This window comes from Serratia sp. LSHTC3, assembly GCF_057197125.1.
This window is the reverse complement of sequence record NZ_JBXUNP010000004.1, coordinates 62,652-77,057: the sequence shown is the minus strand read 5'-3', so window position 1 is coordinate 77,057 and position 14,406 is coordinate 62,652. Positions and strand designations below refer to the sequence as shown.

13 protein-coding genes are annotated in these 14,406 nt (G+C 54.2%); 7 read left to right on the top strand and 6 right to left on the bottom strand.

All coding sequences use genetic code 11. The features are described from left to right. Window positions 1-55: 55 nt before the first annotated feature. Window positions 56-1,006, bottom strand: a complete 951-nt coding sequence (locus AC2CGI_RS16005; protein WP_021505698.1) for a 2-hydroxyacid dehydrogenase — start codon at window positions 1,004-1,006, stop codon at window positions 56-58. Between the two features lie 571 nt (window positions 1,007-1,577). Here AC2CGI_RS16005 and AC2CGI_RS16000 point away from each other — a divergent pair. The 4 genes from AC2CGI_RS16000 to AC2CGI_RS15985 all read left to right on the top strand — a co-directional run bounded on the left by AC2CGI_RS16000 (window position 1,578) and on the right by AC2CGI_RS15985 (window position 6,054). Next, on the top strand, window positions 1,578-2,048 hold the full coding sequence (locus AC2CGI_RS16000) for a NanQ anomerase/TabA/YiaL family protein (RefSeq protein WP_015378962.1): 471 nt from the start codon (window positions 1,578-1,580) through the stop codon (window positions 2,046-2,048). 375 nt (window positions 2,049-2,423) lie between these two features. Further along, window positions 2,424-3,011 carry a sugar dehydrogenase complex small subunit gene (locus AC2CGI_RS15995; RefSeq protein ID WP_015378961.1) on the top strand — a complete coding sequence of 196 codons (588 nt, stop codon included), beginning with the start codon at window positions 2,424-2,426 and terminating at the stop codon, window positions 3,009-3,011. Next, on the top strand, window positions 3,008-4,660 hold the full coding sequence (locus AC2CGI_RS15990; protein ID WP_004931708.1) for a GMC family oxidoreductase: 1,653 nt from the start codon (window positions 3,008-3,010) through the stop codon (window positions 4,658-4,660). The genes AC2CGI_RS15995 and AC2CGI_RS15990 overlap by 4 nt, the downstream gene beginning before the upstream one ends. Further along, window positions 4,657-6,054 (top strand): c-type cytochrome, encoded by a 1,398-nt coding sequence (locus AC2CGI_RS15985; RefSeq protein WP_076741303.1) that lies wholly within the window; start codon window positions 4,657-4,659, stop codon window positions 6,052-6,054. Before AC2CGI_RS15990 ends, AC2CGI_RS15985 begins: the two co-directional genes overlap by 4 nt. A gap of 119 nt (window positions 6,055-6,173) precedes the next feature. On the opposite strand, the gene AC2CGI_RS15980 is transcribed toward AC2CGI_RS15985, so the two are convergent. The 3 genes from AC2CGI_RS15980 to AC2CGI_RS15970 all read right to left on the bottom strand — a co-directional run bounded on the left by AC2CGI_RS15980 (window position 6,174) and on the right by AC2CGI_RS15970 (window position 9,286). Next, complete coding sequence (locus AC2CGI_RS15980; RefSeq protein WP_031300612.1) at window positions 6,174-7,166, bottom strand: LacI family DNA-binding transcriptional regulator; 993 nt, start codon at window positions 7,164-7,166, stop codon at window positions 6,174-6,176. A 276-nt stretch (window positions 7,167-7,442) separates the two neighbouring features. Next, window positions 7,443-8,675: a cysteine desulfurase-like protein gene (locus AC2CGI_RS15975; protein WP_049240079.1), complete on the bottom strand. Its 1,233-nt coding sequence runs from the start codon at window positions 8,673-8,675 to the stop codon at window positions 7,443-7,445. Beyond that, complete coding sequence (locus tag AC2CGI_RS15970) at window positions 8,672-9,286, bottom strand: 2OG-Fe dioxygenase family protein (RefSeq protein WP_226883068.1); 615 nt, start codon at window positions 9,284-9,286, stop codon at window positions 8,672-8,674. The genes AC2CGI_RS15975 and AC2CGI_RS15970 overlap by 4 nt, the downstream gene beginning before the upstream one ends. A 607-nt stretch (window positions 9,287-9,893) precedes the next feature. Here AC2CGI_RS15970 and AC2CGI_RS15965 point away from each other — a divergent pair. Both AC2CGI_RS15965 and AC2CGI_RS15960 read left to right on the top strand, forming a co-directional pair. Next, window positions 9,894-10,619 carry a hypothetical protein gene (locus AC2CGI_RS15965; RefSeq protein WP_130054947.1) on the top strand — a complete coding sequence of 242 codons (726 nt, stop codon included), beginning with the start codon at window positions 9,894-9,896 and terminating at the stop codon, window positions 10,617-10,619. 73 nt (window positions 10,620-10,692) lie between these two features. Further along, window positions 10,693-11,952, top strand: a complete 1,260-nt coding sequence (locus AC2CGI_RS15960; RefSeq protein ID WP_076741305.1) for a glycoside hydrolase family 75 protein — start codon at window positions 10,693-10,695, stop codon at window positions 11,950-11,952. Window positions 11,953-12,010: 58 nt separating this feature from the next. Here AC2CGI_RS15960 and AC2CGI_RS15955 read toward each other — a convergent pair whose 3' ends face one another. Further along, entirely contained in the window at window positions 12,011-12,580 is a 570-nt protein-coding gene (locus AC2CGI_RS15955) for an HdeD family acid-resistance protein (RefSeq protein WP_076741306.1), read from the bottom strand. A 149-nt stretch (window positions 12,581-12,729) separates the two neighbouring features. Here AC2CGI_RS15955 and actS point away from each other — a divergent pair, with 149 nt between their 5' ends. Beyond that, a complete protein-coding gene (actS, locus tag AC2CGI_RS15950; protein ID WP_031300610.1) occupies window positions 12,730-13,479 on the top strand; it encodes an amidase activator ActS in 750 nt (249 codons plus the stop codon). Window positions 13,480-13,513: 34 nt separating this feature from the next. Here the strand turns inward: actS and AC2CGI_RS15945 are convergent, their stop codons facing one another. Next, on the bottom strand, window positions 13,514-14,371 hold the full coding sequence (locus tag AC2CGI_RS15945) for an AraC family transcriptional regulator (protein ID WP_076741307.1): 858 nt from the start codon (window positions 14,369-14,371) through the stop codon (window positions 13,514-13,516). Between the last annotated feature and the right edge of the window lie 35 nt (window positions 14,372-14,406).

The following is a 14,406-nucleotide window of genomic DNA, read 5'->3' as shown; positions in this document are numbered from 1 at the left end:
AGAGGATATTGAGTTGGCGGATAAAAATGATTATTCGTAACTCAAACGATCATTTTTATTGAATTAACCCAGGAATATCCTGATGTGAAAAATAACCTGCCAGATTATCCAAAACGGATTGGCTCATTCCCTGACGAGTTTCTACGGTAGCGCTGGCCACATGGGGTTGAAGCAGAACATTCTCGAGAGCAAAGAACGCTGTCGGGACATGGGGTTCGTTTTCAAAGACATCCAGAGCGGCCCCGGCGATAACATGATTTTGTAACGCCTTTATCAGCGCCGCCTCATCGACCAGGCTGCCGCGGGCAATATTGATAAGCCAGGCGCGTTCGGGCATGGCGTTAAATACGCTGGCATCAATAATCCCGCGGTTTTCCGCACTGCCGGATGCCGCGATCACCAGGAAATCACTCTGTGCTGCGAGCGTGTGCAGATCGGCGCACCACTGGTAATCCAGGCCGTCTTTGCGCTGGCGGTCAGTATACAGGATGGTCATATCGAAGCCTTTCGCCCGGCGGGCGATGGCTTGGCCGATATTCCCCATGCCGAAAATACCGATGCGTTTACCGCTCACTTTGGTCGCCAGCGGTGGCGGCGTCGTTTCCCAGCGGCCTTCGCGTACAAATCGGTCCCCTTGGCAGAGGCGGCGGCTGGCGGACAGCATTAGCCCCAGAGCCAGATCTGCCACATCATCGGTCAGCACGCCGGCGGTGATCCCGACGCTGATATGGCGTTCCCGGGTGTAGTCGAGATCGATAGCGTCGGTTCCCACGCCAAAGACAGCAATCATGCCCACCTGCGGCAATTGCTCCAGCGTCTCTCGGGTTACCCCCACATCACCACGGGTGACCACCGCCTGAACGTCTGCGCCATGGCGAACCAGGAAGGCTGGAATATCTGATTGTTCATAGAGACGGAATACCCGGTAGCGGGCGTCCAACGCGGCTTGCAAAGCATCCATCACCGGCGCGATAAGCAAAATGGTAGGTTGAGTGTCAGTGTGCATCGTTGCGATCCTGTCTGAAAAATAGGGGATACCCTGTATCAGACGTTTTTTTACCGCTTATTTTTGCGATCTGCATCACGCCAAAGAGTGTTAAAAAAGCATGTTACTGCTGGCGTGATCTCGTGTGCAATTTCGTGGTTTCTGTCAGTGACTATCGGGGAAAATAACTCATTATGCCCGTAGGGGGAGAAGGCTAAATCGATCGATTTTGGTGAGAGCGGTGAATATCCAGTGATTTTCTGCCGTGGATCACAGGATAAGTAACGTCGTTTCGTAACACTTAATTAAGTGACTTTTGTCACAGTTTTAAGCGGCTAAAAACCGTGAGATAGGTCATGACTTATTTCACCATGCCGAATAGCCTTTCAGGTGGAGTTTACTCACAGTGGTGATAGGCTGTAAATATTAACAAGAAAGCGGTTTGCTTTGTTGCTTATTCATAGTGGCGCCCGTAGAACGATCGAATAGCGATTCTACCGTAATTACGCCGAGATTGCCTGTTGCCATAAAACTACCCAGCCATTGTTCTTGTCGGTGAAATACCGAATCGATATCTACCAGAGAAAATATTATGATTATTGATGCCTTAACCACTGCCGTAAATAATAAATTCTATCCGGCAGCCATTCGAAAAATGCTGGCCAGCATTATTGAAAGTGAGCCGTACAATTTACCTGTCGGCCACTATCAGGTGCAGGGTAAACAGATGTTCTTTAACGTCGTTGAAGGGGAAACCAAACTGTTGGCCGACCAGAAGCCGGAGTTTCATCGCCAGTATCTGGATATCCATCTTGTCCTAGAAGGGCGAGAAGTGATTGGCGCCGGGGTTCTGGGGCTGCCTTTGCCGTTGAGTGAGCCATTTAACGAGGCGCACGACCTTGGGTTTAGCCCGGCGATCCCCGGTGAGACTCTCATCCACCTGCAACCCGGTGAACTGGCCGTTATCTTTCCGGGGGAACTACATCGCCCGATGAGTACCTGCACAACGCCGGCAGTTCTGCGTAAAATTGTGGCGAAAATCGACGGCGCCCTGCTGACGTAGCAAGACGTTCAGCGGCGGCTGGTATCGCTACTTCAGGCTGCCCGGCGGAAAGCCTTGCTCATCCGCCGTCTGCAGCGCTTCCGAAGAATGCGCCTTTCCCGTCAAAGCCATAGCCCCTAACTTTTAAAGATTGAGTTGGGTTGAATAAATGTACGGCAGAGATTACGCCGTATTATTTACAGGGATATTTGCTTCAGATTCAGATTACATCATTAAAGGCCGGAGTTTACCTCTGTAGTCGATGTAGCCAATCTCATAACGCCTTGATCTTTTAATGCGGTTCCTCCCCATTAGCACAATTTTTTATTTTGGTTTGCCTGCGTTCTGATAGATATTAAAAAAACTATATAAAAATAAATTATTTCGGAGCTAATAATGTCGTTGCAAATCGTGCTTACCCGCAGGGAGGCGCTGGGGAAAATGGTGGGCGTCATCGTCGCCGCCAGCCTGTTGCCTTATTCAAATATAACCTATGCCGAACGGGCGCAAATTGCCGCCTCGCCCGTTGAATACGCGCAATTTTTGCAAATTTCGAGAAAAATTACCGAGTTTGACGATTTGGACGTCACACTCTCCGCCCGCTATTTTTCCGCACTGCGCGAACATTTTCCGCAGTTGAACTCGCAACTCAACGCCCTGTTCATCCTGAGCCAGCAAGCCACCGATGCGGAAACCTTGAACCGACATGCGATTGAACAGGGGCAGAGGGAGCTTATCCAGGCGATCGTGACCGCGTGGTATACCGGAACCGTAGATCCTTCAAACGCTGAGCAGGGTCAGTTGATTAGTTATAAAGAGGCGCTGATGTATCGCACGGTTCAGGATGCCCTGATTGTGCCGACCTGGTGCAATTTTGGCCCGCTGTGGTGGACCGGCTTGCCGCCGGGCGTTACCCGCCAACCTTCCATTCCCGCAACAGATTTGCCTGCCGTAGCCGATAAAAAATATGAGGACCGCGTGTGAAAAGCCCAATAATTAATGCTTCCGGCGATGCAGAGGCCGATGTCGTCATTGTCGGTTCCGGTATTGTGGGCGGTCTGATGGCGGATGCTTTGGTGAGCCAGGGCTACTCGGTGCTGGTGCTTGAGGCAGGCCCGCGCATTGAGCGCGCACAGGCTGTGGAAAACTGGCGCAATATGCCACTGCACAATCGTGCGGGGTCGGATTTTCAGGGGCTTTACCCGCAATCGGAGTACGCCACCGCGCCGCTCTATTTCCCGGAGAACGACTATATCAAACTGACCGGCCCCAATGGCTCAGGCTTTAAACAGGGCTATTTGCGTGTGGTGGGGGGAACCACCTGGCACTGGGCCGCTTCTTGCTGGCGCAACCATCCCAATGATTTTCGCATGAAATCCCTCTATGGCGTGGGGAGAGACTGGCCTATTTCCTACGAAGATATCGAACCGTGGTACGCGAAAGCCGAAGAGGAAATAGGCGTTGCCGGCCCGAATAATCCGGAGTGGCAGTCCCCTGCGGAACGCAGCGGGCCTTACCCGATGGACATGGTGCCCTGGGCCTACGGCGACAGACGCATTGCTGAGATTGTTAATCCTCACGGTTTTAAATCGGTGCCCATTCCGCAAGGCCGCAGCACCCGGCCCTGGAACGGACGGCCCACCTGCTGCGGCAATAACAATTGCCAGCCGATTTGCCCTATCGGGGCGATGTACAACGGCATTCACCACGTTGAACGGGCCGAACACAAGGGGGCGAAGGTGATCCCCGAGGCGGTGGTGTACAAAATTGACACCGACGACAATAACCGCGTCACCGCCGTTCACTGGTACGACACGGCGCATAACTCCCATCGGGCGATCGGTAAAACGTTCGTTCTGGCCTGCAATGGGATTGAGAACCCGCGCTTGCTGCTGCTGGCGGCCAACGAAAAGAACCCGAACGGCATCGCGAACAGCTCGGATCAGGTGGGGCGCAACATGATGGATCACTCTGGCCTGCACTGCTCCTTCCTGGCGCGAGAGGCCCTGTGGGTTGGCCGCGGCCCGGCGCAGAGCAGCTGCATGGTGGGGTATCGTGACGGCGCGTTTCGCAGCGACCACTCCGCCAACAAGATCATCATCAACAATATCAACCGGGTGATCCCCTCCGCCCTTGAAGTCCTGAAAACGGGCAAGGTCGGCAAGGCGCTGCAGGATGAAGTGCGCGATCGCGCCAGCCGCTCGGTGGATCTCTCCATCAGCCTGGAACCGCTGCCGGACCCGAACAACCGTCTGACCCTGAGCCCTACCCGCAAAGACAAGCATGGCCTGGCCTGCCCGGACATCCACTACGACGTCGGCGATTATGTGCGCAAAGGGCTGGAAGTGGTCAAAATCCAGCTACGGCAGATTGGCGACTTGTTTGATGCGCAAGAGTTTGTGATTAACGACAAGCTGAATGCCAACAACCACATTATGGGCGGCACGATCATGGGCAGCGATCCCACGAACTCGGTGGTGAACGGCAATTGCCGCGCCCACGATCATGACAACCTTTGGATCCCGGGTGGAGGCGCCATGGTTTCAGCCAGCGTTGTCAACACCACGTTGACGATGGCGGCGCTTGGACTCAAGGCGGCCAATGACGTACTGCGCGCCCTGGAGAGCAAATGAATAAAATCACCCACTCGCTGGCAGCGACGCTGCTGCTGGGAAGCGGCTTCGCGGCGCATGCCCAGGACGGCGATCTGATCGCTAGAGGGCAAGCGCTGGCTATCGCCTCGGACTGCATGGCCTGCCATACGAATACGCAGCAGCAGGGCAAGCCTTTTGCCGGGGGGTACGGCATTGCTTCTCCCATGGGCACTATCTACGCCACCAATATAACCCCATCGGTAAAATACGGCATCGGCGGCTATTCTGAAGCGGCGTTTGCCGACGTTCTGCGTTCTGGGATCCGGCAAGATGGGACGTATCTCTATCCGGCAATGCCTTACACCGCCTATACCCGTCTGAGTGATGACGAGATCCACGCGTTGTATACCTATTTCATGCATGGCGTTGCCCCGGTCGATGAGCCGGCCAAGCGCCAAACCGATCTGCCGTTTCCGTTCAACATCCGCCTCTCCATGGCGGTGTGGAACATGCTTTATTTGGACAATCGGCGTTTCACCCCGGATGTGACGAAAGGTGAGGCGTGGAACGAGGGGGCTGCGCTGGTGCAGGGCCCGGCTCACTGCGGAACCTGTCATACGCCGCGTAATGTGCTGATGGCGGAAGACAATTCGCGCTTCCTGATGGGGGCATCGTTGGGGGCTTGGTACGCGCCGAATATCACCGCCGATCGCCAGGAAGGGATCGGCGACTGGAGCGAGCAGGAGTTAGTGGACTACCTGAAAACCGGTCGGGCGGAAGGGCGCGCACAAGCTGCGGGGCCAATGGCTGAAGCCGTTGAGCACAGCTTCCAATACCTGACCGACCGGCAGCTGCGGGCGATTGCAACTTACCTGAAGACCGTGCCGTCACAGGGCGAGGGGCGCCAGGGCAATGGCCTTAGCCAGGCGCACTACAACGTTGAGCCCCATCTCCGCGGCATGAATTCGCCCAACGCCAACCACACGCTCAATAGCGGCGAGGCGCTCTACAGCGGCTACTGCGCCAGTTGCCATCAGCCGGACGGCAGCGGCAGTTTGAACCAGGCCTACCCTTCGCTATTCAACAACTCCACCACGGCCGCGAGCAATCCGTCAAACCTGATTGCCGCCATTTTGCAGGGGGTTGATCGCCGGGTTGACGGCAAGCACGTACTGATGCCGAGCTTTGGCGCCGGTTCCTATGTCGGAGAGCTGACGGATAAGCAGGTTGCCGATATCGCTAACTTCGTGCTGCAGAAATACGGCAACAGCACGCTGAGCGTGACTGAGGAGGACGTGAGTGAGGTGCGCGCCGGGGGCCCGAAACCGCTGTTGGCGCGCGCACAGCCGATGATTCTGCCTGGCATGGCCGTCGCGGCGGTCGTCATTATTCTGCTGGTCCTATTCTGGCTCCGGCGCCGCAAGGCACGTTAAGGGGGCGTTCGGTCAGGTGGGTGGCGCCATCTGGCCGAATTTCTGGTCGGGATAGCGAGTGATGTTTTTCTGGCGAAGCGGGCAATTATGGCCAGTGCTGAAGTGACTGGCGGGGAAAGCTATATTGTCTCCCCCATTGACAGGCGGAAGTGGAGATCGACACGTTCAATGGTCGGCAGCCCTTTAATTTTTTTTATTATGATTTCTGTCGCCACTTTCCCCATCTCATACCGTGGCGTCAGTACGCTGGCTAACCGGGGGGTGATGATCTGCCCGATCTCAAGACCGTGAAATCCGGCAATGGCAATTTGCGCTGGAACGCTGATACCGTTTGCCAGGCATTCCTGTAACACCCCAACGGCCAGATCGTCGTTGGTACAGAGAATACCATCCATATCCGGATACATTTGGCTCGCAAGCGTCATCATGCCTGTCCCAATTGAAATGGAAGAGATCTTATTGGGGGAAATACGACCGGTAGGTAAATCATGGTTAGCCATTGCCTGACAATATCCCGTGTAACGCTGTTCATCGCGGATATCAGACATTGAACCAAAATAGATAATGCGTTTTTTACCGCTGGCCAGCAACATGGTGGTCATATCGTAGCCGGCTTTCACATTATCAAAACCCACGTTAATTCGATCTGCATTGCCTGACAGCCCCATGATTTCAGCAACGGGTATTTTTGCCGTCTTCAGGAATTTTTCCGCCCGCAGACTATGAACCGACTCGGTCAGCAGCAGCCCTTTGATCTTAAAAGCCAGGATCGCGGCAATTTGCTCCTCTTCGCGTTTGCTGTTGTAGTCATAATTGACGACCAGCGTCTGATAACCCTGTACAGACGTCACGGATTCAATGCCGGCGAGGACATCAGCAAATATCAGATTGTTAAAAGAAGGAACCAGAACGCCGATGAGGGGAGGGCTATTGGAATAGAGGGCGGGATTGTCAGGATCGGCCTGATAGCCGACTTCCTCGATCACGGCGGCGATGCGCGCAGCGGTTTCCGGTTTAACCCTGTCCGGCGTGCGCAGATAGCGGCTGACCGTCATTTTGGTGACACCAGCCAGTACAGCAATGTCATTTAACGTAATGCGCTGCGACTTCACCATTCATACTCATCTGATCCAGACCGTGTTTGTCATTATGCCCACTGCCGAGTCAAAAGAGAATGCACGCAATGTGCTGCCTCCGCCGTATCCGGTGACAACCGCACGATGCGCCGATTCCGGTCTCCGGCATTATATGTTCGTTATCTCCGCATTTCGTAACGCGGGGAAAGAAAGGCACGCATCTGTGCGCCGTGGACGCGGTGGAAGAAAAGACGGGCAGTTTGATACTTGATTCGGCCCGCTCAATAAGATGAACGGGCCGATATGGCCGGATTAACTGAGAATATCTTCGGCGATCACGTTGAACAGCGTATCGATCTCGCCCCGAGTGTTGTAGTGCATCATGCCGATGCGCAGCACGCCGCCGTCCTGCAACCCCAGCTGTTGCACCAAGCCCAACGCATAGAAATGCCCGCTGCCGGCGCAGATGTTGTGCTGCCCCAGGCGGCGGGCGATCGCGTCAGGCGTGTGGCCGCTGAAGGTCAGGGCGAAGGTCGGCGTGCGGCGCGCGCTGTCCGCCCGGGGGTTGCCATAAAGCCGCACGCCGTCGAGTTGTTGCAGCCTCTGCAGGAAGTGGCTGCACAACGCCTCTTCATGCCGGTGGTAGGCGGCGAAGCTCTCCTGCAAACGCTGCCTCAACGGCGCACCGGGCGTGCCCCACTGCGCCAGATACTCGATAGCGGCCGCGACGCCGGCCAGCGCTTCGAAGCTTTGCGTGCCGGTCTCGAAACGGCCGGGGCCGACGTCGGTGGCCGGCTCGACCTTGTAAGGGCGCAGGCGCTGCAACCACTGCGGCGCGATGTAGGCCATGCCGACGTGCGGGCCAAAGAACTTGTAGGCGGAGCACACCAGGAAGTCACAGCCCAGCGCCTGCACGTCAATCAGGTTGTGCGGCGCATAGTGCACGGCGTCGACATACACCTGCGCGCCGACCCGATGCGCGGCTTCGACGATGGTTTTGATATCGACGATGCTGCCGGTGACGTTGGAGGCGTAGCTGACCGCCACCAGACGGGTGTTGGCGTTGATGCGCTCGCACACTTTCGCGGCATCCAATGCGCAGTCGGCGCTCTCCAGCGGTATCTGATGCACCGCGGCTCCTTTGTCAGCGGCAGCCTGCTGCCAGCTGGAGACGTTGGCGTAGTGATCCAGTGCGGTGACGATGACTTCATCGCCGGCCTGCCAGTCGCGGCTGATGATGCGGCTGAGATGGAAAGTCAGCGTGGTCATGTTCATGCCGAAGACGATGTTGTCGGGCGACGGCGCATTTAACAAGGCGCGCACTGATTCCCGCGCCTGGCCCATCACCTCGCCGGTGACCCGGCTCGAGAAATAGTGGCCGCCCAGGTTGGCGTTGTACCTTCCCAGGTAGTCGGTCATTTTTTCCAGCACGCCCCGTGAAACCTGCGCACCGCCGGGGCCGTCGAAAAAGATGGCCGGTTTGCCGTCGATCTGCTGTGACAGCGCGCTGAACTGGGCGCGGGCGAGCTCGGGGGTAAAGGTCATGCTTTCTCCCCCCGCGCGGTGAGGACAAAGAGATCCAAATGACCTTCTTCTTCCGGGCTCACGGCGTTGATCGGCGTGGCGTTGTGCCACAGTTTGCTGTCCGCCAGCAGCACGGCTTCACCGTCCGCCAGCGCTTTTTTAAAGAAAGGGTCGTGGTGGCTGTCGTCATACAGCATGATTTCACCGCCGACGATGTTGTGCCGATGAATGGCGATCATTGCGATATGGTCGAAACCGTCCTGGTGAATGCCTTCCGGCGCCACCTGGGTGTCTTTCTCGATGGCGACCACGCGCATCTGGTGGATCTCTATCTCGGCGCCTTCCGGCAGTTCGTTGCTTTCTGCAAACAGGTTGCACATCTCTGCCATGCCGGCGCTCTGCAACACGGCGCTGTCGATAGGTTCGAAGCGGCGTACCACATTGCCCTGGAAGTGGTTGATCTGATCCGACTGCATGAAGGTGCGTGGCCCCACTTCGGCGACGTTGGGGTTGAGGTATTTAACGACCGAATAACGGCGCAGGCGATATTTGCCGTCGGCGTGTTGCGTGTGGGGCAAGGAGGAGAACGATGGCATCAGCTGTTGGGTGGCTTGCGGGCTTAGTACAGTCATACTTATTACGTTTTCGTGTTTCTGTAACATAATCACCTCTAATAATAATAATTTCTGATGTTGTAGGGGGTAATTCGATTGAATTGTAGACGACTCTATAACCAACGCAATTTAGCGGTAGCGAGGTGTGACGGCGGTCGTAAAGTGGGGTGAACAGCAGAGAGGGGGGGTTGCATCAACGCGTTTTTCGGTGGTAATGAGAGGTAAGCGTCATTTTTACAAGAGCATCCCAATCAAGCCTGGTTTACTCCTGGCTAAGGATTGGAGGCATGATAGAACACTGCCTGTCAGATGAGGGGGTAGGGATAAAAGGACATATTATCGAATAGTGTGCACAAGACTATCATATCTATTGGCGATTTTCCGTCAGGGCAGAGGTCTGCTTTATTATATTGAATATTTTAATTTTAGTGAAAAGGAGCGGTGGTCAAAGATATTCTATCCAAGATTTTTATGCATAGGTAAACCATTGTGAAGAACAAAATATCAGTCTATCGTTGGTTTTTTAGATTTAAATTTCAAACTAAAAGTCTATAACTAGAAAAGTGGAGGAAAAAAAGTGCTGAGCTATTTTTATAAGTAAGTGTCTGTGTTGTGAGCTTGGAATATGAATAATCTATTAGCTTCATTATCATTAGCGTGGATGCTTTCTGGCTGTACCAGTCCTTATCCGATCCCGGTAGAAACACCTCGGCCTGCACCGTGGCCGGTCGAGGAAGAAAAAAAGCCTAAGATTGATAACATTAAGAAAATCGCTTTGGTTTATCGGAATTTATGGCGAGAAAAATACATAAGTCTTTATCAGCAAATCTATGGATATAATGAAGTGGGTTTTTTTGGTACTCTCGTTGCTGTGATTTCCGCCGCAAGTGGTTCAGTGACCACTGCGATGTACAGTGGCGGCATTGCTGCTGGCGCTAATATCTTTCCCGGTCATTATAATTATGCAACGCAAATCTATAATTACAAGACGGCTGCGGCATCGGCTAATTGCATGTATGAAGCTATCAACCTTTTAGATCAGGACATTACGTTAATTATTAATGCTAATAAGGCATACTATACTGATATTGGAAACTATCTTTACCAGAATCTGGAGGATTTGGCCTATGAATTGGAGGTCAGGCAGGCGGGTGTTGAATTAATCACGCCTAATCTTGATGCGCTGGCGGAAGCCATTAAAAAAGAACAACAAAATAAAGAAAAATTGCTGAGTGTCACAATGAGTCAGGAAAGTAAATTTTACAGTAAAGAAGACAAGGAGTTGGTGGTCGCATCTGTTAAATCGAAAATAAAACTCTGCCGAATTAATATGACCGACAAACCGTCATAATGTATCACGTATATCTTTGTACTTGTCGGAAATATATATCGCTTGATGCCATACTTTCAACGAGGGTAACATTATGTCAAATATCGTCACCCACCCATGGAAAAATAACCGAACTTCCCCAGATGAGCCGGTCATGCCAGATCCTGTGGTTATGATTAAAGATGATGGCCATATTTTAATTATTTCCGATGCGGATACGGATGCCGATGGCAGTCCTGATGCCGAGGAAATCGATCCGACAGGGCAAAAGGAAACTAGCTTAAGAAGAGGGAATGGTTGGCGAGGTGAGGGAGATTATGTTAATGCACGTATTATTCCATATTTTGTTATTCCAGGTAATTGGAAGAAGATCACCGGGGTCGCTGTGAATATGGGAGATATGGCTAAAATAAATTATAGAAATAATCATGTCTATGCAATCTGTGCAGATATCGGTGGAAAAGATTCTATAGGAGAGGCCTCCATTGCCGCAGTCGAAGCGCTTGGAGTTAACCCATGGAGTAAAAATAAGAAAAAAATAATCAGGGGGATCGGATATGGTGTGACCTATGAGGTCATTGCAGGTTCTGCAAGCTTGGGGGCAACAGTGAGTTTTGAAACGATCCAGGCATATGGTAGAGAGTTATTCAAGGAAAATTTGCCTTTTAGTTTGCCGATGAAAGTCGAAGATATCTCCGGTGTTATGTTAGGTAGTAATGTAAAGGGAACGCCGACGGTGGTTATCTCGTCGAAATCGGGCGAAAGTCATGTTAAAGAATATAGTGATACTCAGGAACTCGCTCTGATATTGCAACTACTGCCCAAAACAAAGGTCACGATAGATGCACCGTTTGTTGTGCAACTGGCTGATGCCATGGTGTGGAATGATCACTTTCCCAGCAATGCTGAACGGTTTGTCGGGATGTTTAAAGAAGATTACCGTTCAATCAGGGAAGCAGTAGAAGACTGGTTTGTGCCGGAATACAGCCCTACCGCGACAAGTAATGCCTGCGTTGCACACCAGGTCAGTTGCCTTAAACTTTGTGACCTACCTTATCCGCAACTTGGCAGCATACAGTCTATCAATGTTGATTATTTCGTTGAATGGGCTCTGGAGCAGGGATGGCAGAAGATAACCAATCGCGCGAGTCTGGTGCCGGGAGATATCTGTGTCTCCGGGCCGATTGGCCACCTCAAGGAATTTGACCATGTTTATTGCTTTGTCTCGTTTTCTGCCGAGCAGGTCGGCTATGCGGCTATTTTTGATAATCAATATTTTGGTATCCACCTACGTTCTCTTGATGGTATAGGTTCAACGATTGGGGAATGGCGTTACGCAATAAGAATGCCCTAGGGAATTTTTATTGGCGTGTTATTCAAAGCCGCCGCTCAAGGGAGTGGCGGCTACCGATTTAGCTTTTTCTAAACAGATTCGCCGCCTGGAACAGTGCAAAGGAGCTGACCAGCATTTCGATGCCGACGATCGCCGTCACCAGCGTGACCGACGCCGCCGGGCCTGAGCCGATCAGCATCCAGGCGATGATCAAATCGAGTACGCCAATGACGAACTGCAGCCAGTTGCCCGGCAATCCGCGGCGCATATAGCCGGCTGCCAGGCGCGCGATGCCGCCGAGCGCAAACAGCACGGCGAGGTAGACCGCCAGCGCCAGAATGCCCGCCAGCGGACTGGTGATGAACACATAGCCGATAATCAGGTAGGCCACGCCCAGCAGAATGCCGCCGATCATCGGCCAGGTATTCTGCGCCCGGTTGGCGATCATGGCGATAATCAGCCCGGCGCCGCTCAACAGCAGCAGGACGCCCACCACGATGCTCAGCGCCGCGCCGGAGGCGAAAGGGTTGACCAGGCACAGTATGCCGCCCGCCAGCAGCAGGAAGGCGATGATCAGCAGGGTGGTGCGTTGCTTTTTGAGCAGTTCTTCGCTCAGGAGGGGCAGATTATTGCGGTCGAGGTTCAACATGACAGTACTCCATTTCGTCGTTGGGTAATTAATCAGTCATCCTTATCTGTTTAGCATAGACCGTCTGGGGGTTTTTGACTGACCCGGCGCAAATGTTACACTGTGCGGCTGAGGCGTATCAGAACCGAAAAGACGATTGGGGACAGGATTTGAGCACAGGAAGCAAGCTGGCGAGGTGGCGCCGCATCGCGGTGTGTCTGACATTGGGGCTGTTGTTGGCCGGATGTTCGGGTAAAAACACCTACAACCGCGACTACGACAAACTGCCGAAGGGCAGCTACACCGGCAAGTCCTACACCGTCAAACGGGGCGATACGCTGTATTACATCGCCTGGATCACCGACAGCGAAGTCAGCGATCTGGCCAGAATCAACAAGATACGCCCGCCCTATAATCTGGAAGTGGGGCAAAAGCTGCGGCTGAGCGGCGGCGCGCCGACCAAAACCGCCGCCACGCGCCGTAAAACATCTTCCTCCGCGATCGCCAAGCAAACGCCGCCGCCGGGCGCCGCACGTTGCTGGCGCTGGCCGACCAGCGGCCGGATCGTGCAGGCGTACTCCAATGCCGATGGCGGCAACAAGGGCATCGACATCGCCGGTAAACGCGGCCAGCCGATCTATGCTTCCGCCAAGGGCAAAGTGGTGTACGTCGGCAACCAGCTGCGCGGCTACGGCAACCTGATCATGATTAAGCACGGCGAAGACTTCATTACCGCCTATGCGCACAACGACACCACGCTGGTGCGCAACGGCCAGGATGTGAAAGCGGGGCAGAAGATCGGCACCATGGGCAGCACCGGCACCGATTCGGTGTTCCTGCATTTCCAGATCCGCTACCGCGCCACCGCGCTCGATCCGCAGCGCTATCTGCCGCCGCAGGGATCGTCGCCGTCCTGTTAACGTCAATCCGGCTCCTTGCGGGGCCGGATGTCAGCTATTTCAGCGGCAGATAAAGATCAGTCACCAGTTCATATTCCGCTACCTCGTGCACGAAGTTGTGGTAGTGGAAATAGAGCGGGAAATCGCGCAGCTCCTCGCCGCTGGCCGGCAACCACTCGCTGTAAAGATAGCGGGCGCTTTCCGAGAGCCCATCCAGCGATCCGAGATGGCGCAGCACCGCGCAGCGCCCGGCCGGCAGCGTGCTGTTCACCACGCCGAAGGCGTTGTCCTCCAGGATCGGCGCAGTGACCTCTCCGCAGATGTAGAAGCGGAAGTCCTGCGCTTCGGTGGTGGCCGGATCGTGCGGCGCGATACCGTAAGTGCGGCTGCTTCTGACCGGCGACAGGCCGCTGGTTTTGCGCCACTCGATAAAGCGTGCGGCGGTTTCGTTGACCAGCGCGGATGGGCCGCGATGTTCGATCATCGCCACCGGCGTGGCCGGGAAGTCGAGAATGTCTACCTTCATGGGTTGTTTCCTTTTGTGTTTCGGCTCGGGAAAGCGCTGTTGCCAATCGATCCAGGCCGGCCGTTTGCGAAACTGGCTTGGCGTTTGGCTGAACGCCTGTTTGAAGGCGCGGCTGAAGGACTCCGGGTTTTGAAAACCGGCGTCCAGCGCGATGTCAATCACCGGCTCCAGCGGGTTATACGCCAGGCGGTACGAGGCGCGTTTGAGCCTCATCCACTGGATATAACGCCACACCGAGATGCCACAATACGCGCTAAACTGGCGTTGAAAGTGAAAACGCGAAAAGTGGGCCACTTCGCTCAGTTTTTCGACGGTGAGCGCCTCGTCCAGGTGGCGGTCGATATAGTCAAAGACCAGCGCAAAGCGCTTTGCATACGTCTGGGTCATGTGATTGTCTCCTCCATGCCTGAACTTTGCCCGAG